The sequence below is a fragment of the Verrucomicrobia bacterium S94 genome, assembly GCA_004299845.1.
Classification (GTDB): Bacteria; Verrucomicrobiota; Kiritimatiellia; order Kiritimatiellales; family Pontiellaceae; genus Pontiella.
Genome location: CP036201.1, coordinates 1,253,905 through 1,275,286, shown reverse-complemented (window position 1 = coordinate 1,275,286; position 21,382 = coordinate 1,253,905). Strand labels below are relative to the sequence as shown.

General features: G+C 49.4%; 9 protein-coding genes and 1 pseudogene. All 10 read left to right on the top strand.

Annotation, left to right across the window (positions count from 1 at the left end):
- Nucleotides 1-80: 80 nt before the first annotated feature.
- Nucleotides 81-2,048 carry a hypothetical protein gene (locus EGM51_05285; protein QBG46836.1) on the top strand — a complete coding sequence of 656 codons (1,968 nt, stop codon included), beginning with the start codon at nt 81-83 and terminating at the stop codon, nt 2,046-2,048.
- A gap of 102 nt (nt 2,049-2,150) precedes the next feature.
- Nucleotides 2,151-4,166 (top strand): glycoside hydrolase family 127 protein, encoded by a 2,016-nt coding sequence (locus EGM51_05280; GenBank protein QBG46835.1) that lies wholly within the window; start codon nt 2,151-2,153, stop codon nt 4,164-4,166.
- Between the two features lie 62 nt (nt 4,167-4,228).
- A complete protein-coding gene (locus EGM51_05275; protein ID QBG46834.1) occupies nt 4,229-5,752 on the top strand; it encodes a DUF229 domain-containing protein in 1,524 nt (507 codons plus the stop codon).
- Nucleotides 5,753-5,791: 39 nt separating this feature from the next.
- Nucleotides 5,792-7,915: a hypothetical protein gene (locus EGM51_05270; GenBank protein ID QBG46833.1), complete on the top strand. Its 2,124-nt coding sequence runs from the start codon at nt 5,792-5,794 to the stop codon at nt 7,913-7,915.
- A 211-nt stretch (nt 7,916-8,126) separates the two neighbouring features.
- Nucleotides 8,127-9,560 carry a Gfo/Idh/MocA family oxidoreductase gene (locus EGM51_05265; GenBank protein ID QBG46832.1) on the top strand — a complete coding sequence of 478 codons (1,434 nt, stop codon included), beginning with the start codon at nt 8,127-8,129 and terminating at the stop codon, nt 9,558-9,560.
- A gap of 19 nt (nt 9,561-9,579) precedes the next feature.
- Nucleotides 9,580-9,855, top strand: a pseudogene (locus EGM51_05260) (glycoside hydrolase family 2).
- 190 nt (nt 9,856-10,045) lie between these two features.
- Nucleotides 10,046-11,869: a sulfatase gene (locus tag EGM51_05255; GenBank protein QBG49249.1), complete on the top strand. Its 1,824-nt coding sequence runs from the start codon at nt 10,046-10,048 to the stop codon at nt 11,867-11,869.
- A gap of 10 nt (nt 11,870-11,879) precedes the next feature.
- The gene (locus EGM51_05250; GenBank protein ID QBG46831.1) at nt 11,880-13,316 is read left to right on the top strand and encodes a sulfatase; all 1,437 of its coding nucleotides are present in this window, start codon (nt 11,880-11,882) and stop codon (nt 13,314-13,316) included.
- Nucleotides 13,317-13,456: 140 nt separating this feature from the next.
- On the top strand, nt 13,457-17,746 hold the full coding sequence (locus tag EGM51_05245; GenBank protein ID QBG46830.1) for a DNRLRE domain-containing protein: 4,290 nt from the start codon (nt 13,457-13,459) through the stop codon (nt 17,744-17,746).
- A 122-nt stretch (nt 17,747-17,868) separates the two neighbouring features.
- The gene (locus EGM51_05240) at nt 17,869-21,366 is read left to right on the top strand and encodes a hypothetical protein (protein ID QBG46829.1); all 3,498 of its coding nucleotides are present in this window, start codon (nt 17,869-17,871) and stop codon (nt 21,364-21,366) included.
- The last annotated feature ends 16 nt before the right edge of the window (nt 21,367-21,382 follow it).

Genomic DNA, 21,382 nt, shown 5'->3' with positions numbered 1-21,382 from the left:
GTCCGTGAGAACTTTCAGAACGATATATGGATCAGCGCATGTGATAGGCCACATGCGTAATATCAGTTAAAGGAGACAGTATGATGAAGGGGCAGCTAATAACAGCCGCGTGGGGGATTGCGCTGGCGTTTTCTGTATCAGCGGAAGCGATTACCTATGAATTTTCTGAAGTTGAAGGGTTTACCAACGGGGTCCTTTCCGGTCAGGCGGGATGGAGCGGAGAAGCATATTCAGTGAATACAAATGACAACGGCTCGATCATGATTGATAATGATCCCGCTCAACAGTGGATCGCCGCTTTTCCGTCGGAATCGTTCGATGCAGAATCGAACAACTGTTTTTTTGTTTCCAATATCGTTTCCTGGACACAGGTTGAAACGAACGGAGATAATTCGATTTTCAACGTAATAATTAATGATTCGAAGAGTGGAGAAACACCGTGCAGGTTGAGCCTCGAACGCAGAGCAAATTATTCGCAATATGTGCTTAATCTGAAAAGTGATGATGGGAGCAGTAATGGGTGGAAATTTTTTCCGGAAAACCTGTTTGGAGTTAACGGTTCAGTGGATCCTGACAGTGATGAAATCGGCTTCGGTTTTTCGCTGACCAAGGGACGAGTTCAGAATGAGTGGATCTATTCAATTACGTTGGAAAACATCACCTCGAATTCAATTCTTTATGCGTTGAGCGGAACCATGACTTCGACCTCGAATCTATACGATTCCGCAGTACTCTATGCCGGTATCTCTTCAGGGGTCAGCTCGGCATTGAATGGTACGTCAAACCGTGTGATCAAGTCTTTCTCAATGGAGGGGTCGTATATCAATTATGATATTATTTTTGATATCGACTTTCAGGATATGCTGGGTCCGATATGGAATCAGTATCATACAGCCCCTTTGCGTGCCTGGGTTTATGCCCATATTACCACCAATGGAAACGGTGTTTCGGATTCATCCGATCACTATCTCGAACATCGCCCCGGTTTTTCAACGAACAATGCGGCATGGGCCGGAGACCGAGATCAGGTTCGTCGGGGTATGCTGTTCACCAATTCGATTCCGGAAATGGATATATCCGATACGTATGAGTTCAGTATGGATTATCGAATGTTCGCAGAAAACAGTGTGACCGATCAGAAGTTTGTGGATGTTATTTTAACCACGAATAATTATACCGGAAATTGGGGGACACCCAGTTCCGAACAGTGTTTCGGTCAGGGAGAGGAAGGTCTGGATCCAGCCATTGGCGCCTATCAGCTCGGCTTTCGTCTGGAACAGGATAATTGGACCGGGGTCGGAGGTGCCTGGCCGGATGGGGGAATGAAGATCCGCCTGGATCCGGTTAACGCAGAGGCACATGCAGGGGTTATCAACCTGAATGAACTCGGTATTACCAATATTACAGATGTGGCGGGGGATTTGGAAAGTGACACGTTGCACTTAATCTATGTAGCGGAAAAAACAACGAACGTTAATGTCTGGGCGTGCAGCCTCACCGTTTCCAACCCGGTGAATCAGATGTCATGGACTTTTTCGGAAGATCTGACTAATGCCATTGTATATGAAGCTGCTGAGCTTTATCTCGGGCTGGCATCCAGGGATGGATTTAATGGTATTGCCGGTTATGAACTGGACAATCTCTATAGCCGGATTATTAACGGAACCTATGTCCCTGCTGTTAATTGGAGCTATGCCTTGTGGGCCGACGAAAAAGGGGTAACGGGAACGGCGACCGAAGATGATGATGGCGATGGGCTGAATAATTATGGTGAATATATTTTCGGAGGCGATCCCGTACCGCCAAATGGTTCGGAAGACCAGGGGATATTGCCGGTGTTCAATGCTGAAACTGGTGAATATATTTTCTCGCTGGTGGGGGATGACACGGTTGTTGCACACGTTCTGTCCACCGATAATCTGATCATCGATTCCTGGGCAACCAACGAAACGGTTCGGGTCACTGAGACCGATGGGTTGATGTATGCTTATACCAACCTGAATGGTACAGCGGCAGAGCGGAAATTCCTGAAAATTGAAGTGGAATAGAATTTTTCCAGTCACTGGAATAAAACGGGCTTGCGTATGCCGGCAAGCCCCGAATAAGGCATCCGCATGGATGCCTTTACAATATGTTTAACGAGGAAATTCATGAAAAAGCAGACGTTGACCATCAGTATTTTTACACTCGTATTTTCTACGCAGGCACAGCAAAAAGGCATACTCAATAATGCCGACAGTCCATATGTGGCTTTTAAAAGTATCGATATCGGGGATTGCCGATGGACGGATGGTTTCTGGGGGGATAAATGGCGCTTGTGTGAAACGGTCATGGTCCCGCACATGGGTGAAATTCTTAAAGGCGATATTGGCCATGGCTACAACAATTTTAAAATCGCTGCCGGCCTGATGGAGGGCGATCACAAAGGCTGGTGGTGGCATGATGGTGACTTTTTTAAATGGATGGAAGCGTCTGTTTATATTTATGGCATCAATCGGGATCAAAAGATTCTCGAGGAGTTGGATGAAATTATTGCGGTGATCGGCAAGGCTCAGCAGGCTGATGGATATCTGTCTACACCGGCTATTATTCGGGATGATATCGATAAATATGAAAACCGTCGTTATCACGAAATGTACAACAGCGGGCATCTTTTCACGACCGCCTGCATTCACTACCGAGTAACCGGTCAGCGGAATCTTCTGGATATTGCGATAAAGCATGCGGATATGCTGTATAGAACCTTTAAACCGGAGCGGCCGGAGGTGGTTCGTTTCGGATTTAACCAGACGCAGATTATGGGATTGGTGGAGCTCTACCGCACGGTCGGTGATGAGCGTTACCTTGAACTGGCGGAAATATTTATCAATCGCCGGGGTAAATATAAGATGGAGGATATTCCAACAACGAAGGGTTATCCCATTGGCGATATGGTGCAGGAGCGTGTTCCGTTACGAAAGGAAACAGAAGCCGTCGGGCACGCGGTGCTGGCTCTTTATTTTTATGCGGGTGCTGCCGATGTTTATTCGGAAACCGGAGAGCAGGCGCTCATTGATGCATTGGATCGGCTGTGGAACAATGTGACGCAGAAAAAGATGTATGTTACCGGAGCGGTGGGTCAGGCCCATTATGGCCGTTCATCGCGAAAGGATAAGATCGAGGAAGGTTTCATTGATGAATATATGATGCCGAATCTAACGGCTTATAATGAAACCTGTGCCAACATCTGCAATGCGATGTTCAGTTACCGCATGCTCGGGATTCACGGGGAAGCCAAATATGCCGATATCATGGAGCTGGTGATGTATAACAGCGGTATTTCAGGCATCAGTGCTGATGGCACACACTATTATTATTCCAACCCGCTCCGTAAAATTAAAGGAGCCATTAATTATAAGAAGATGGTTACTGAATTTCCGCAGCGCCAGCCCTATCTGAAATGTTTCTGTTGTCCGCCCAATCTGGTGCGAACGATTGCTAAATCATCCGCCTGGGCCTATTGCAAAACGGAAAATGGCATAGCGGTAAATCTCTATGGTGGAAATGAACTGAATACGGCATTGCTCGACGGATCCACGATTAAACTCAAACAAGAAACTGCCTATCCATGGGAGGGTACCGTCAATATCACCATTCAGCAGTGCAGAGAAAAAGCATTCAGCATCCTGTTGCGTATTCCGGGATGGGCCGTTGGGACGACGGTCAAGATCAATGGAAAGGCGGTTGATGTTTCGGCCGGCAGCTATGCAACGATTGAACGCGCATGGAAAACCGGAGATGTTATCAGCATCGACATGCCGATGGACGTCCGGTTTGTCGAAGGGCATCCGCGAATCGAAGAGGTGCGCAACCAACTCGCCGTCAAGCGCGGACCGGTCATCTATTGTGTTGAATCGCCGGATCTGCCCGAAGGGACTTCCATTCTGGATGTTTATCTGCCGTACAATGGAACGTATAATCCGGAATATAAAGCCGATATGCTGGGCGGGTTGACCACCATCAATGGAGAACTGGGAATTCGTAAGGATCATGGCAACGGACTGTATCACACCGTGCAGAAACCTGAGTGGCAGAAAATTAAGACGCAGTTGATTCCTTATTATGCCTGGAGCAACCGCGGTGACGCCGAAATGAGTGTGTTTCTTCCGGTAATCTGGGAGGACTGATCCTATCCGGTGAAAACGAGAAATCGAAACGGTCTGTAATCAAGAAGAACGGGAAACTAAAAATGAAGAACGTACTGAAAATCGGTTTGTTATTATCTTTGATAATTAGCGCAACGGGGGGCTTAGCCGGCGGGAAACAGCCGGCAAAACAGCCCAATATACTTTGGATTATTTCGGAAGACCTTTCTCCTTTTATGGGATGTTACAACGATCCCGTTAATACAGGGCACACACCGAGTATTGATCGGCTGGCTGATTCCGGTGTGCTGTTCACCAGAGCCTTTGCCACAGCACCCGTTTGCTCCGCCAGTCGTTCGGCGTTGATTACAGGAGTCATGCAAACCACGACCGGAACACACAATCACCGGTCGAGCAGGGCAAACGAGGGAGAAGTTGTTCCGGAACCGGTGCGTATCTATCTGCCGGAAGGGATGAAAACGCTGCCGGAATTAATGCGGGAAGCTGGATACTTCACCTTTAATTCGGGCAAAGACGATTATAATTTTCATTATGACCGTCGTGCATTGTACAGCGTAGGAACCATGGAAGATTATAAGGCGGGGATGAATGGCTGGCAGGGAAACCGTGCGGTTGATTATATTTCCTTCACGGTTGCAAATTGGTCGGACCGGCCGGATAAAAATCAACCTTGGTTCGGTCAGATGCAGATCAACGGCGGAAAAGTCTGGGATAACCGGTATGTGCGCGAAGGTGAAATGCTTGATGACTATGATGTGGAGCTGCCTCCCTATTTTCCGGATACACCGGCGCATCGCAAAGCCTGGACAACCCATTACAATGCCAACCGCGGGGCGGATGTGCGCGTGCAGCAGATTCTGGATCAGTTGAAGGCAGATGGTGAACTGGACAATACGATTGTCTTTTTCTTTTCCGATCATGGCAGCAATACCTCTTTGCGTCATAAACAGTTCTGCTACGAGGGCGGGATGCATGTACCGCTGATAATTGCAGGAAATCATCCCTGGTTAAAAGCGGGAACCGTACGTACTGAACTGGTTTCATTACTGGATGTGTCGGCCACGACAATTGCCTTGGGAGGCCTGTATGTACCGGATTATTATGACGGTCAGAATCTGTTCGGCAATGCCTACAAACCGGCGGAATATATTCTGGGAGCACGGGATCGTTGCGACTTTACGATTGATACTATCCGAACGGTTCGTTCTGAAAAGTTCCGTTATATCCGGAACTATCATCCGGAACGTACGATGTCTCAGCCGCAATACCGCGATAAGCAGCCGGTGGTAAAAGATATGCACCGTCTCCATGAAGAAGGCGGACTGACTGCATATCAGGAAGAACACTGGTTCGGAAGAAGACCGGAAGAAGAGCTGTATGAACTCGCCTCGGATCCACACCAAACGAACAATCTGGCGGTTTTGCCGGCATATGCGGATATATTGAAAAAGCACCGGTCTGTATTGGAGAAATGGCAGCAGCAGCATGGCGATAAAGGGCTGGAACCGGAACCGGCCGTCAGTCTGCAGGGAACCTATGAACTCTGGAAAGAAAAAGCGGTGTTTAAACATGCTGACGTAAATCCGGAATATAATCAGTTTAAATAAATGCTATTAAACGGTCTGACCAGAAAGGGAAACTGTAGAATGAAAATATGCGGAATGTGGATTTTTACTGTATTGTTCGTCGGAAGTCTGCAGGTTTCGGCGGATGAACAACTGTTGTTTGATTTTTCAGAAGCAGACAATATTAGAAATGCCGAGGCCAAGGGCAGCTCCATTTCTCTGGTGACAAACAATGTTGGTGCGGCTGTGCGGGTAGATACCGGTTCGGTAAATAAATGGCCGGGGATTACGTTGTATCTGAGAGGAGGTGTGGATGCTTCTGCCTATAAAACCGCGACCGCGCAGATCACTAATCCGGGCGACGTCCCGTTAACGGTCTACTGGCGTATCGACAGTGAAGGCCGTGCAGTTGAGGGGAATAAAAATCAGAGATCCGCGAGCAAATCCATTACGCTGGCGGCCGGAGAAACGAAGCGGATGCGTTATCCTTTGTTTCCGCATATTGACTATCCCGGCGTGAATCCTGATGAGTTTTTCGGGATGCAGGGTAAGCCGTTTTCCAACCGGCATGCTCTGTACCTGGAGCACTTGCGGTCCTTTACTTTTTATCTTATTCAGGATGGTGTCTCGCGGAGTTTTGAAATAGGAAAAATTCAGCTTGAAAATAAGCGGCCCGACGAAAACCGCGGGGTCAAAAAAGCGGTTATTCCCAAGAAAATTTTTCCGATGATCGATGAGTTCGGCCAGTTTAAGCATGCGGACTGGCCGGGAAAAACGCATTCGCTAAAGCAGCTGAAACAGGCGCGAATTGAAGAAGATCTTTTTTTGAATAAAGCCGGGCGTCCTGCGTCATGGAACCGTTTCGGAGGCTGGAAAGACGGCCCCCGACTTGAAGCAACGGGCTGGTTTCGTACGGAAAAATATGAAGGAAAATGGTATTTTGTGGATCCCGACGGAAATCTTTTTTTCTCCCTTGGTATTGATGGCGTAGGTTTTTCTTCGGGTACCATTCTTGATGATCGCGAGCATTGGTTCGAATGTGTTCCTTCGGACACCCCCAAAAACGCTGAATTCTGGTTCGGTTATAAACCGGGGCTTAAACGTTCGCATTGGTATAATCGTGATGTTCGGGCTTTCCGTTTTCATAAATTTAATGCCAGAAGGAAGTATGGAGAAAATTATGAGGAGGAATTTGCCGAAACCGCCTGCAGAAGACTGCCGGCATGGGGAATCAATACGCTGGGAAACTGGAGCTCACCGGATGTCTACCTGAAAGGTAAGCTGCCTTATGTGGCCTATCTTCGTCCGCAGTCAAAACGGGTGGAGGCATCGCAAGGTCACTGGGGTAAATTCTGCGATGTTTTTGATGAGGATTTCGTGATGAAGCTGAAAAAGCAGCTGTCGAGGTATCCAATCGCCGAAACCATAAACGATCCGCTGTGCATCGGGTATTTTGTGGATAATGAACTCAGTTTCGGCGACACGGTTTCTCTTGCGGTGGCTTCCCTCTGCTCGCCGGCGGACCAGAAATCAAAACAGGTTTTTATTGCGGATCTGAAAAAAAAGTATGGGGACATCCATGCGTTGAATTCAGTCTGGAAATCTGAACACGCCTCATGGGATGATCTGCTCGATTATACCGAAGCGCCTGACCTGGAGGCGGCGCGTGCGGATCTGGAAGCCTTCTACACAAAATTTGTCCGCACCTATTTCAAAACGGTGCATGATGTTTTGGAGGAGTTTGCGCCGAATCATCTTTATCTGGGCTGTCGTCATGGATCTCATGCGGCGATTAATGATGTCGTCATGCAGGCCAATATTGAATACGCCGACGTGGTGAGTTTTAATATTTATGCGCGATATCTTTCTGATAAGGCTTCCCGTCTTACTCTCGCCGGCAATAAACCGATTCTGATTGGCGAGTTTCATTTCGGTGCGCTGGACCGCGGTATGTTTGACGGCGGTCTGGTTCCTGTTGCGGACCAGATGGAACGGGCTGACGCGTTTTCTCAGTATGTTTTGGACTGCGTCAAACATCCCAACGTGATTGGTTGTCATTGGTTTCAATACGTCAACTCGCCCACAACGGGCCGGGTGTGGGATTTTGAAAATTATCAGATCGGTTTCACGGATGTATGCGATACGCCTTATTCGGAGCTGATCGAAGCCAGTCGTGCGGTGGGTGAGCAGTTATATAGGAAATAGACGCAGCCCTTCGTCATTCCTGCTTGATGGTCTGCAAGTTGAATAGAATGCCTTGCTGAAGGAGGAATTTGTAGAGATGAGTCATGATAATCCGAAATCTTTAAATTACACAAGGATGCTGGGTTTTTACAAGACGTTGGCATCTGTCACCTGTAATTTACTAACATTACAAATGTATTGAGTACATTTAGGAAACTTAAAGAGAGTAGTCATGAAGAAAAGAACCAAAGGTACACAGTCGAGAAGAAGTTGTCTCAAGCGGTCAGCATTAGGATCAGGGATTGCCTTTCTGCCGTCCTATCTCACGGCCGCAAGGAAACCGGGCGACCGCCTGCCGCCGAGTGAGCGGATCAATCTGGGATGTGTCGGTGTGGGCGGGCGCGGCAGTAATGTTATTCGGAGTCTTGCTGGTAGTGGGGCCCAGCCGGCTGCATTCTGTGATTTGGATTTTGAACTTCCGCGTGCTGTTAAATCGGTGGTGAAGGCCTATCCCGACGTTCCGCGATTTAATGATTTCCGTGTGATGCTCGAAACCATGGATAAGGATATTGACGCGGTGAGTGTTGCGATTCCGGATCACTCCCATTTTCCGGCGGCCATTCTGGCGATGTCGATGGGTAAACATGTATATGTTGAAAAACCGTTGACGCGTACATTTGAGGAATCTGAAATCCTCATGCGTGCCGAAAAAAAATACGGTGTGGTGACGCAGATGGGTAATCAGGGTCATACGGGTAATGGAATCAACCTGTTCAGCAAAATGGTGGATATGGGACTGTGCGACGGAATCACTCGGATGGCAGCCTGGAAGACGCCGGGGCTCTGGTTTATGAAAAAGAATGAACGTATTTCTCTGCCTCTGGTTAAGGGTACGGTTCCGGCATCGCTGAATACCTACGATCTGTGGTGCGGTCCGCGCAGAAAACTGCCGTATAATGATTTGTATCATCCATTTAATTGGCGGGGATTCTATGAATACGGTATGGGCATGCTTGGGGACTGGGGAGCACATATTGTCGATTTTCCCCATGATAAACTCGATATGGGACTGCCTACAGTAATCAAAGCGATCCATATGGAAGACCATAATAAAATATTTTATCCGCTGGAATCCTACCTTTCCATGCATTTTCCCGCGCGGGGGAAAAATCGCCCGGCGATTGATATGACCTGGCACGACGGACCGAACTGCTGGCCGGAAGTGCCGAAACAATTCTGGGAAAAAGATCAGAATGGGAAACCGCTGCGGCCGCGCTTGAATGGGGGAGGAACCCTGTTGTACAGCGATGAAGGTGACCTGGCCATTCTGCGGGGAAATCATGCAGATATTCCTCGTCTGATTCCAAGAGATCAGCACATCAGATATTATGATGAGTTAAAAGAAGGCAGCAAAGCGGATAAGGGTTCCGGGAAACATTTTTCTTCCTTTGTTCGGGCTTGTAAGGGCGAGGGTCAGACGAATTCTCCCTTCAGTATTTCGGGTAAATTGTCGCAGGTTCTTGCGCTGGGAACGATCGGGCAATATATGAATACCGAGCTGGAATTTGATCCTGTTAAAAAACAGTTTATCGGAAATGATGAGGCCAACCTGTTGCTTAATCCCCCGGCTCGTGCTGGATGGGAAGAGTTTTATAAGATGGCTTAAGCGTGGCCGACTGAAGACCGGGCGGGGCTGGCCTGTTAAGGGGCATCTCTGGAAAGAGCAGAAGAAAAACTGGGGATATGGCGGACTGCCGAAAACTATTGTGGAATTTAAAGAGCGGTATCGTAAATCCATAGAGCTTTTAAGTGAGCTGAAACGAAAAGGTATTGCGGCGGGGGTTTATACTCAAACTACGGACGTTGAGATAGAGATCAACGGTCTCATGACTTATGATCGTAAGGTGTTGAAAATTCCTGCTGTGGAACTCAGGAAACTGAATGCAATTTTAAATGAATAGAATGGGAGTCCGGTTCTTATAAGAAGCGCTGGTTTATTCGGGTCGTCAGGGTGGGTGTCGTAAAGGATGGTGAATCCGTTCAAAACATAGCCCTTTTGACAGGTGTTTTTCCGGGCTGATATCCATCAGTTTGATCGTTTCCTATTTACAGGTTTAACCTATCAGGAGCGATATGAGAACAATGTTGAAAATGGCGCTGGGTATATGGGCTGTTGCCGGAGCTGTTGCTGCGAAAGAACAGCCTAATATACTTTGGATCATTACGGACGATCACCGGGCGGATTCCGTCCAGGCCTATAACCGGGCGACAACAGGGCAGCCTTACAGCGCTCTGGGGTTTGTGATGTCGCCGGAGACGGATAAACTGGCGGAAGAGGGGGTTCTGTTTACGCGGGCCTACTGTAATTCGCCGGGGTGTGCACCGAGCCGTACGTCGATGCATTACGGAATGTATCCGCATCACAGCGGTCATTACGGCTTTGAAACGTCGCATCGTGATACTGCATTCAGTAAGCCGTTTGTTCCTGAGATGATGGCGGATCTCGGGTATACGACTGCTTCATTCGGGAAGACCGGATACTACGTCTTTAAAAACAGTCCGCGGAAATATGATAAAATCGATTTTTATCAGCATGACGTCAGTCTGCGCGATATTACTGACAGCGGGCTTGCTGACTGGAGCAAATACACGAAATGGGCGAAGGGTAAAAAGACCGGTTCGGGAGTGCGTTGGCGTTTTGAGGATGAGGTGCTTGATTACTACATCCCGGTTAACGGTGAAATGGATGCGGCGAACGCGGCCGTTAAGAACGAGGCTGAGGAAAAACTGGATATTCTTTATGCCTATAAGCGGGATACCTCAGGTCTGATTATCGGAGGGCAGAGCCCTTCCAGTACTGAACATACGATGGATGGTCACATTGCCGGTTCAATGGCGGCGTTTCTGCAGAACGTCGGCAGACAATATACCCCACCGTATGGAACGAAAATGACAGGACCGGACTCGGACAAGCCGCTGTTTGTTCATCTGGGGTTCCATTTTCCTCATACCCCGATCATTCCTTCAAAAGCGTTTCGCGATCTCTTCATAGCAAAAGAGAAGGAAATCCCGTATCACGTTCCGGATTTCAGTAAAGAGGAACTTGAAAAACTCCCGCCGCAGCTGCAGCTTTGGTTTAAAAAAACCAATTTTGCGGATATGGCCGAAGAGGATAAAAAACAGTCGATTCGCGATTATTATGCTTTTTGTGCCATGGGCGATCACCTCGTTGGACAGTCGGTCGAAGCATTCAAAGAATACAGTGAAAATCAGGGTCGTGACTGGCTGATTCTGTATGTGATCGGAGACCACGGTTGGCATCTGGGCGAGCAGGGCGGAACATCAAAATTTGCACCGTACGATAAATCGAATCACTGTGCGGTTATTGCGGTTTCTTCCGATAAGAAAAAGTGGCCGGCCGGAAAGATCTGTACCGACTGGGTTGAGTTTGTTGATTTTGCACCGACGTTTCTGCGGGTCGGAGGGGCTGATCTGAAAAACGCAGCCTATGCGCATCTTGACGGTATTCCGCTGGATGAGACGCTTTCCGGAAAAAGCAGCCGGGATTATGTGATCGGCGAAATGAACCATGTGATCGGTCCTCGCTGTTATTTGCGGTGCGATGACTTTGCCTTCTCTATGCGCAACCGTGAAAAGAACGGAAAGCCCGGCGAGAAATGGGGCGATAAACCGGGTGTAAATATTAAATGGGCACTGGAAGCACCGCGGGAAAAAGTTGAAATGGTTCTGTTTGATCTTCGTGTGGATCCGAAAGAACAGAACAATGTAGCCTATGATCCGGAATATGCTGCACTGGCCGACTGGTTCAGAAATAAACTGGGGCGTATCACACTGGGTGACGGCCGGGTGGAGTGCGACTGGAAACATCCGAATGACTATGTAATTACTGATTTTGCCAAAGGGGCTCATGATCGTAAGCTGGATATTCCGGCCCGGCTGATTCCATCAATCTAAGGAGTACATTATGAAAAAAGGATTATTGCTGTTAGCGTTGCTTTCAACAGCGGTTTACGCAGCGGACAAACCGAATATTGTTGTCATTATGGCGGATGATATGGGGTTCGGAGATACAGGGTTTACGGGGTCGGAAGAGATACAGACCCCGAACCTGGATCAACTGGCTTCCGAAGGCGTTGTGTTTGAACAGGGGTATGCCAATCATCCGTTCTGTGCTCCGAGCCGTGCGGCGTTTGTTACCGGTCGGTATCAGCACCGGTTCGGATTTGAAACCAATCCGGCCTATGATCCGGCTAACACGGTCATGGGACTCGATCCCAATGAAATTACCTTTGCGGAGCGCCTGCAGAAAGTGGGCTATACCACCGGTGTAATCGGTAAATGGCATTTAGGAGCCGCAGAGGGATTTCATCCATTGAACCGTGGATTTGACTATTTCTACGGCTTTCTCGGCGGTGGACATGACTATTTCCGGATTGACCTGACGGCTCCGGTGAAAGAGGGCTATCTGCAGGGGCTGGTGCGCAATAAGCAACCGGCCGGATTTGATGGTTATCTGACGACTGCACTGAGCAGGGATGCGGTTCGTTTCGTAGAAAACAACAGGGACAACCCCTTTTTCTTGTTTGTATCGTTTAACTGCCCGCATGCGCCGCAACAGGCACCGGAGGAGGATATTGCCCGTTATTCACATATTAAAGACCGGAAGCGCCGCATTTATTGCGCTATGGTTGATGTAATGGATCAGGGAATCGGTGAAATAATCGAGGCTTTGGAAAAAAACGGTATACGGGAAAACACGTTAGTGTTTTTCACTGCGGATAACGGCGGTCCGCAGCCGAGGGACGGTAAAACCGGGGGCTGGAACGGATCTTCGAACGGCCCTTTCCGGGGCGGGAAAGGTAATTTGTACGACGGCGGTGTGCATGTGCCGTTTATGGCAAACTGGCCGGGTAAACTTCCGAAAGGCAAACGCTATCGCTATCCGGTCATTTCGCTGGATATCGGTCGGACGGCGGTTGAAATCGCCGGTGGTGATCCCCTGTATGGAAAACCGATGGAGGGGGTAAATCTGCTGCCGTATGCGACGGGGCGGAAAAAGGATGCTCCACATGAAGCACTGTTCTGGCGGGGAGGAAACAGTTGGTCGGTTCTGGCTTCCGACGGAACGAAACATATGCAGGATCGCGACAGTAAAGGACCGCGACTTTACTATCTGCCCGACGATGTATCCGAATCCAACGATCTGCTTGCACAGCAGCCTGAACGTGCCGAAGCACTGCGTGCCGCGTGGGAAAAATGGAATGAGGACAATGTTGCCTGCCGGTTGCTGGGCTATAAGGATTATCATAAAAAACGGGATGCCTTTTTCGAACAGGCTGTTCCGGAAGCCGCTAAAAAGGAAGGCTATAAACCGAAGGCCAAAAGCACCTTTAACCCCTAGGAACAGCTTTTTTGGAGAGATATATGAGGCGCACGGCATGTCTGTGCGCCTTTTTTATAGACCATTGGATAGGTTGTTGATGTGAACGTTTACATTTACTTTGTTTCTAAGTAGATAAATATAAATAAAGAGGGTGATTTATGCGATTGCACATCAACACAGCTCTGATGATGTCCACCTGTATTTCCATTCAGGCGGCGGTGATCTGGGAAGAGGATTTCGAGTCGGCCGCAGTTGGCGCTGTATCCGGCAATAATCAGACACTTGCGGGTTCCGTGGTTCAGACAGCCAATGGGGCCTCCGGTACCGTGGTGAATGCGGCAACGGACCCGGCGGCGGCCGCAGCTTTTTCGCTGGCTTCGGGAAATTTTTTCCGACTTTCCTGTGATGATAATGCTTTTGCTGCAATACGTCCTTCATTGAATCCGATTGAATTTGATCAGGTATCAAACACCAATACGTATACCTTGTCATTTGATCTCTATCTACCCTCAGCAGTCGTCAATCCTGTGGGGGATATCCAGCCCCGTTTCAGGTTGAACGGTGCAGGAGAAAACGGGCCGGTTGATGATTCGCAGGCGACAGGTAGTGCCGGTCAGCATCATGTGGAATACAGCGGGCTGATTTCCGATTTTATTACGACAGATGTGGATGAAGCACGTCCGTTTATCGGTATTGACCAGGATGGAGCGGTTTTGACCAATTATTTATATCTGGATAATATCCGTTTTGAGGTCGGTTCATTGGAAGTGCCCCCCAATGATGCCTGGTTTGAAACGCTGCGGACGGAGCGGGTGGAGTCCGATCCTTCGATTGTGTGGCGTCAGTTCGGCCCCGGTATGTCAGGCAACAATTACCGGGTCTATTGGCATCCGACCGATCCGGATGTTGTCTTTCTGGGACCCAACATGGGCAATGCCTATCGGTCTGTGGACCGGGGCACCACGTATGAGGGTATTCTGGATTATGATGGAAAAGGGCATGCTTTTGATGACCGTGGACCGAGTGAAATCAATTCCCCCGATTTTTCGCGGCAGCATCCGGATCTGGGATTCTGTTCCCGCGAAGCGGAATCAAAACTGTATAAAACGACGGATCGGGGAAAAACCTGGACGCGCATGACGTCGACCGAATCCATATGGGATGGTAAGCGACTGAATACTATTGCCGTTGCGCCGACGGACGATCAGATCTGGTATGTCGGATCGGGTGACATCAATGACCGCAATAAATATTTTTTCACAGCAGCAAATCCTCATGGCTATGGTTCCGCTTCCGGGCATGAGGCTAAAATATGGAAAACCGAGGATCAGGGGGCGACCTGGAGCGATATCACCCCGGCGGGAATTAATCCGGATGCCTGTATTGTCCGGATTATTGTTCATCCTGAAGATGCGGATACCGTCTGGGCGGCGACCACGTATGGGCTGTATAAAACCACGGACGGCGGATCTGTCTGGGTGCATAAAACGGGCGCCGGGCTCGATAATGATATAATCCGTTCATTTGATATGCATTATGATTCATCCTCCGGGGAGATCACCTTATATGCCGTTGATCAGGTGATCTGGGCGGATGCCGGAAATACGGTAACCAATGCCGGCGGCGGCATTTTCCGGAGTCTGGATGAAGGGGAATCGTGGCAGAATATCAACGGGGATCTCGGTGTGGATATTTCGGTGCTGAAATCCGATTATCTGTTTAAGACTTCGTATTTCAATGCGCTGAAAAAATGGTTCGGCATTTCTGATGCGGAATCGGTTTATACTGTGTATCCGACAAATCTGCTGAATAATTTCAGCATGGTTCGGGTTGATCCGAACGACGCCGATAAAATCTTTATTCTCAACGATTATAAACACTACGGCGGTTCAACAACGTTTCGAGGCGGAATGGTCTGGCGGACGGATGACGGCGGGGCGCACTGGTATGCCACGCTCCGCAATGGAACCGCCTGGGAAGGAACGCATAAAAGCTATTGGGAAGGGCGGGGAAATCCGACCGAACACAATATGTTTCTGCGTGGCCAGAAAAAGTGGGAACAGCGTGATTCCTATGAACGCAAGGCCGGTTCGGCTATTGAGTTCAATGCCGACGGCACCATGCTGATGTTTCAGTGGGCGAAAACGCTGGTGGTTTCAATGGACGGCGGCGATACCTGGGAGGAGATTGATGAAATCGAAGTGACTCCGGGTTCGGAAATCTGGGTGGCGGCAGAGAACAGCAATCTGCCGGGACACGGACTTAAACAGGACCCGCGTTTTCCCGATACGATTTTTCTGCCCAGTGGTGAAAATGATTTCTGGGTGATTGAACCGGGCGGTGATTCCGTGCGTTCCGGTTACCAGGCGGCGCGGCGTGTGGAAATGGGCAGTTCTGAATATTCCTGTTCGGATGTTGCGATTCATCCGACTGATACCAACATTATTTATACTTTGCAGTTCCGTCAGGCATCCGCCGGGGACCTGCTTAAATCCACCGATGGCGGACAGACCTTTGTGGAACACGGTGTGGCGCTGGAATGGCCGCCGGGCGAGTCGGAAAATGACAGTATCGATCAACTCTGTCTGACGATAAATCCGGATGATCCCGATTACATGTTTTTCTGCGTGCCGGACGATGCTGCAGTGCATGGCTATACCTGGGATCCGCAGATCAGTCTGACAACCGGAGTACGCCGGAGTACGGATGGCGGGCTCAGCTGGGAATGGGCCAATAACGGGTTGCCGTCGGAGGATGTGGTTGCTCTGCGGCTGGATCCGGAAAACAGCTCAAACCTGTATGCCTGTGTATATGGTGACAATGGAGGACTCTACATTTCGACCGACAATGCGGCTTCGTGGTCGAAGTATACAAAGCTGCCGGAACAGATTTACAGTGTGTCGGATCTGCATTTTTCCAGTGATGGAAAAATGTATGTCTCATGCGGGAAGCACAGTGATTATGATGTCGACAAAGGCGGGGTCTGGATGAGTGATGATGACGGCGAAAGCTGGTCGCAGATCTTTAAAACGCATTGGGCGCGTATGACTAAAACCGCTGTGTATGATCCGGATGTTATTCTGGTTCAGATGAACAGTAAGGGGACTTCCGATATTCAGAACCCGGGGACTTATCTTTCGAAAGACGGAGGTTTGAGCTGGAGTAAAATCAACACCGGAAACCCGCAGTCGGACCGGGTGAATGATATTGCGATCGATCAGGTGGTTCGCGACCGCTATTATGTTTCAACTCAGGGATGCGGCTGGCTGCGGGCTGATCTGATTGATACGAACAATGTGGCACCGCAGTTTGCAGATTCTGTGATTGAGCGGTTTAATCTGGAACCGGGAACGGCCTATTGGGATTCCATCGCCGGCGAAGCTTCAGATGGAAACGGGGATGCAATCATCTATTCAAAAGTCTGGGGGGCGGACTGGCTGAATGTGGCCGAAGACGGCACGCTCAGCGGCACTCCACCGGCGGACGGAGAAACGATGTATACGTGTCAGGTCCAGGCCGATGACGGAAACGGGCAGAGCAGCCGGGCGATTCTGAATCTGGCAGCTGTTCCTTCAGGTGTTCTGTGGTCGAGAACGTTTGCCGCTATGGATGATGCGGATGTGAAAGGTACCGATCCGGACGGTAACTTCGGGAGCAATACCGCGCTGAAACTGGATGCGGATCTTCCGCGCCATGCCTATGTCCAGTTTGATCTTTCTCAGATTGACGGAATGGTGAGTAATGCGGTGTTGTGGTTGCACAGCAAAACATTCAGTAATGCCACCATTACGGCATATACTGCTGCCAGTGGATGGGACGAAGCTACGGTAACGTATAATTCAAAGAATGATCTGGGGGCCGAAGTCGGCAGTATCCGGGTTGCCGGTTCAGGCCTGTGGTATGGTATTGATGTCACTTCCTCGATCAGCGGGGACGGTCAGCTTACCTTCGGTCTGCTATCGGATTCACAGGAGAATATGCAGATCCATTCGAAGGAATTTAATGGCGGAGAGTTTGCGCCGTATCTGGAGCTGCATCATTTTTCCACCAATCCGGTAGCATACTACGCGGCATGGGTCGGTGCATTTCCGGATATCGGCAGTGAAACCGGTTTTGAAGACGATCCGGATCAGGATGGGCTGCAGAATCTTACGGAATATGCGCTGGGTGGAAATCCGATCGAGGATGACCCCGAAATCTATCCGGCCGTTGAAAGCAGTGAAGCCGGGGTGGCATATGTGTACCGCAAACGCGTTGATGCGGAAACAGCGGGGTTGAACTATGAACTTTTGACTTCAACCAATCTGACTTCCGACAGCTGGAGCAGTTCCGGCTATACGGTCTCCGGAACCGGAACAGTTGATTCTGTTATACAGTTAATCACCAATACGGTTACGGATATAGAGAATCAGCAGTTTTTCAAACTTGAGCTTAAAATTTCCGACTGACATTCAATGCGCGGCATCGATCTATCCTTTCGGATAGATATTCACGATATAGCATTGTTGTACATTACAATGGTTGTAATACCAGTATTGCAACGCGCGGATAAAAGAGGAAAAGAGTGTTTATGATGAATTCAGGTTTGATTGGAATATGCTGTACATTACTGACTGCACAGATCTATGCGCAGGTTATCTGGAGTGAGGATTTCGAGGGCGCAGTGCTGGGTGAAACAGCGGGTAATAATCAGACGCTTGCGGGCACGGTGGTGCAGACCGCAAATACCGGTAGTGGCATTATTGTGGATGCAACAACGGATGCGGCGGCAGCCTCTGCTTTTACGCTGGCATCGGGTCGGTTCCTTCGGCTATCAACGGGGGATAATGCGTTTACTGCGCTGCGATCCTCTTCAACACTTACCTTCAGTCAGCTTTCGTCCACCAATGCATATATCTTTTCATTTGATCTCTATATTCCATCAGAACTGACGGTTGCGGTCGGTGATATTCAGCCGCGTTTTCAACTGAATGGCGAGGGAGGGAACGGACCGACGGATTTCAGTCAGGCAACGCTGAGTGCCGGACAGCACCATATTGAATACACCGGCCTTATTTCCGATTTTATAGAAACGGATGTGAATGAAGCGCATCCGTTTATCGGAATTGATCAGAATGCGGCGGCTCTGAATGACTACCTTTATATTGATAACATTCATTTTGAACTGGCTGCAGAAGATGTTTCGCCGTTGCCGTCATTGGATACGGCCTGGTTTGAAACCTTGAAAAGTGAGGTTGTTTTATCCACGCCGTTGGTGAAGTGGCAGCACTTTGGGCCGGGGATGTCGGGGTATATTGATAAATTCTGGATCAATAATGGGGATCCGAACTGCATGTATGACCAGCTCGATATGGGTAATGGGCACGTGACATTAAATCGTGGCGAATACTGGCATACGTATAAAGATACCGATGGCAACGGGCTGCCTGGCGGTATTACCGGAATTGAATTTTCGTATCAGAATCCGGATTTCGGCCTGATGATGGCGAAGGAGGGAATTTATTCCACCACAAACCGGGGATTGAACTGGGATTTTATTCTCGATATTGAAACCGATAATTCGCAGATGCACAGTGTGCTGACGGTGGATCCGAACAATGATCAGGTGTGGTATATCGGCGCGGGTCAGCATTGGATGATCAAATCCACTCATTGGACCAAAGACGGGCTGCATTATTCCAGCGACGGTAATTATTCCGCCGGCTATATCCGGAAATCCACTGATGGCGGACAGAGCTGGATAAAAATAAACTTTCCGCAGGGCGATGAGGATTTCAGTAAAATCATTGTTGACCCCCGGAATTCGGATACCGTTTATGCCAGCTGTCAGTATGGATTGTTCAAAAGCTCGGACGGCGGTATGAACTGGACACAGGTCAGCGGTGGGGGACTGACCACCAACCCGCCGCGTGATCTCGAATATTATTATGACGGTGGCGATGAATTTCTGCTCTATTATCTCGCCGTCACGGGCTATGAGATTGTCGGGTCGGATATTCAGACGACAGGGGGGATTTACCGCAGTGCGGACGGCGGGACCAGCTGGGAAAATCTGACCGGAGACCTGGGCATTGATATGTCGCAGATCAGCAGCTGGGGATATCGCGATAAATTCCGCAGGGCGGTGCTCTGGTGGAATAAACTGACGATGTCGTACAACGATTTTTATACTGCATACAATGAGCCTACGAATACGTTCAGCCAGTTCACCCGGATTGCCGTTGACCCAACCGATAAAAACCGGATCTATCTCTCGCATAACTATAAACACGACTATGCGTTCCCGCCGGGAAATATCTGGATGACGCAAAACGGAGGCACCAACTGGTATGCTGCGGCCCGTGAAGGGCAGTACTGGGTGAACGGCGTGGATTCGGATTACTGGAATGCCCGGGCTATTCAACCGATGGGAGCCAATGTTCAGATGGCCCATGTGCACCGGGAGCATTATGAACATGATCAGACCCAGTCCGGTCCGCGCTTTGTGTTCTGCAATCAGCTCGGCGAGGTTTATACCTGTTTTGCTCAGCAGATGATGCGCTCAACAGATCACGGCGAAAGCTGGATGCAGATTGATGACGATGAAACCTATTCAGGTTCCGGTCATTGGGTAGGACGGGGAAACAGTAATCTGCCCGGAGAAACCTTCTGTCTGGAGACCGGTACGCCGGGCACCTATCTCTGGGGCAGCGGAGAGCATGGCCTGTGGCGGAATACCGATGACGGGGATTTGGTTTATCCGGGTGCGATTGCGGTGGAGCAGCTTACGGGGCAGAGTATTTCCGATAACAGCGCGCTTTCCATTTCAACCATCGCTACCGATCCGCAGAATCGAAATCGTGTGTATATGATTCCTTTCCGGCAGGATTATAGGGGGGAACTGCTTTTTTCGGATGATGGAGGCGATACCTGGAGTTCAATATCAACACCAGTGAGTTTTCCGGGCAGCAACGATGTTCTGGATTTCCGCTCGTTGATGATTGATCATCAGAATGCAGACAACATCTATTTCTGTATTCCATTTTCCGAGTGGGAACGCTGGTCTGGTAATTTTGTTAATAACGGACGTCAGTTCGGTGATGGATCCGACGACTTTCCGCACGGTATTTATAAATCCACCGATGGCGGGTTGAGTTTCAGTATGATTACCAACGGACTTCCGGCCGGTTGCAGCGTTTATCGTATGGCTATGGATCCGGCGGATTCCCAGACGGTTTTTGCCGCACTGAATGAAACGCACAACGGTCAGGCTGGCGGGCTGTATAAAACTGTCGATGGTGGAGCTAATTGGCAGCCGGTTTCCATTCCGGCCGGAATCCGGAGTGTAAACAATGTTAAATTCCATTCCAACGGAAATATCTACATGGCCTGCGGAGATTACAATGGTTCAACCGGCGGCGGCTATGTGAGTCAGGACGGCGGGGCCAGCTGGCATCTACTGTTTGATATGCCGTATCTCAGATATTTCGAGGCTTCTGAAGCGGATCCCGATGTGATTGTGGCCTGTGTTCAGAACAATACAACGGTTAGTCGGCGGAATCCCGGGGCCTACGTAACAATCGATGGCGGGGCGAACTGGTTTAAAATCAATAATCGGCATGGTCAGCCGGACGGAATACGGAAAATTCAGCCTGATCCGCATGATCCGGATGTCCTGTGGATGTGCCTGCATGGTACCGGATTTTTCCGGGCAGACATATCGGGCCTTCGCACCGGAAATCCGCCGGAACTGTTCTGGGACTGGATGCTTGGGCAGGAGACTATGAGTATGTTTGCGGATGCGGACAATGACGGATTTGATAGCAGACAGGAATATATCATCGGTTCTGACCCTGCAAATCATGCCTCTAATTTAACCCTCGCACTTGCTCCGGATTCCGGAAGTGGCAACCGGCTGACTTTCGGCTCCGCTGAAAACAGGCTGTACAGCATTGATATCTCGGAAGACCTTACCGAGGGCTGGAGCACATGGTGGGAAAAGATACCGGGAACGGGTGAGCCCATTGAAATAGTGGACGGAGAGGATGCCACCAATCGGTTTTATCGGGTTCAGGTGACATTAAACTGAAATTATGCTTTTGGAT

Bases quoted from the DNA above. Each gene is read 5' to 3' on its own strand.
- EGM51_05285 (QBG46836.1), top strand. From the start codon at position 81: ATGATGAAGGGGCAGCTAATAACAGCCGCGTGGGGGATTGCGCTGGCG.
- EGM51_05280 (QBG46835.1), top strand. From the start codon at position 2,151: ATGAAAAAGCAGACGTTGACCATCAGTATTTTTACACTCGTATTTTCT.
- EGM51_05275 (QBG46834.1), top strand. From the start codon at position 4,229: ATGAAGAACGTACTGAAAATCGGTTTGTTATTATCTTTGATAATTAGC.
- EGM51_05270 (QBG46833.1), top strand. From the start codon at position 5,792: ATGAAAATATGCGGAATGTGGATTTTTACTGTATTGTTCGTCGGAAGT.
- EGM51_05265 (QBG46832.1), top strand. From the start codon at position 8,127: ATGAAGAAAAGAACCAAAGGTACACAGTCGAGAAGAAGTTGTCTCAAG.
- EGM51_05255 (QBG49249.1), top strand. From the start codon at position 10,046: ATGGCGCTGGGTATATGGGCTGTTGCCGGAGCTGTTGCTGCGAAAGAA.
- EGM51_05250 (QBG46831.1), top strand. From the start codon at position 11,880: ATGAAAAAAGGATTATTGCTGTTAGCGTTGCTTTCAACAGCGGTTTAC.
- EGM51_05245 (QBG46830.1), top strand. From the start codon at position 13,457: ATGCGATTGCACATCAACACAGCTCTGATGATGTCCACCTGTATTTCC.
- EGM51_05240 (QBG46829.1), top strand. From the start codon at position 17,869: ATGATGAATTCAGGTTTGATTGGAATATGCTGTACATTACTGACTGCA.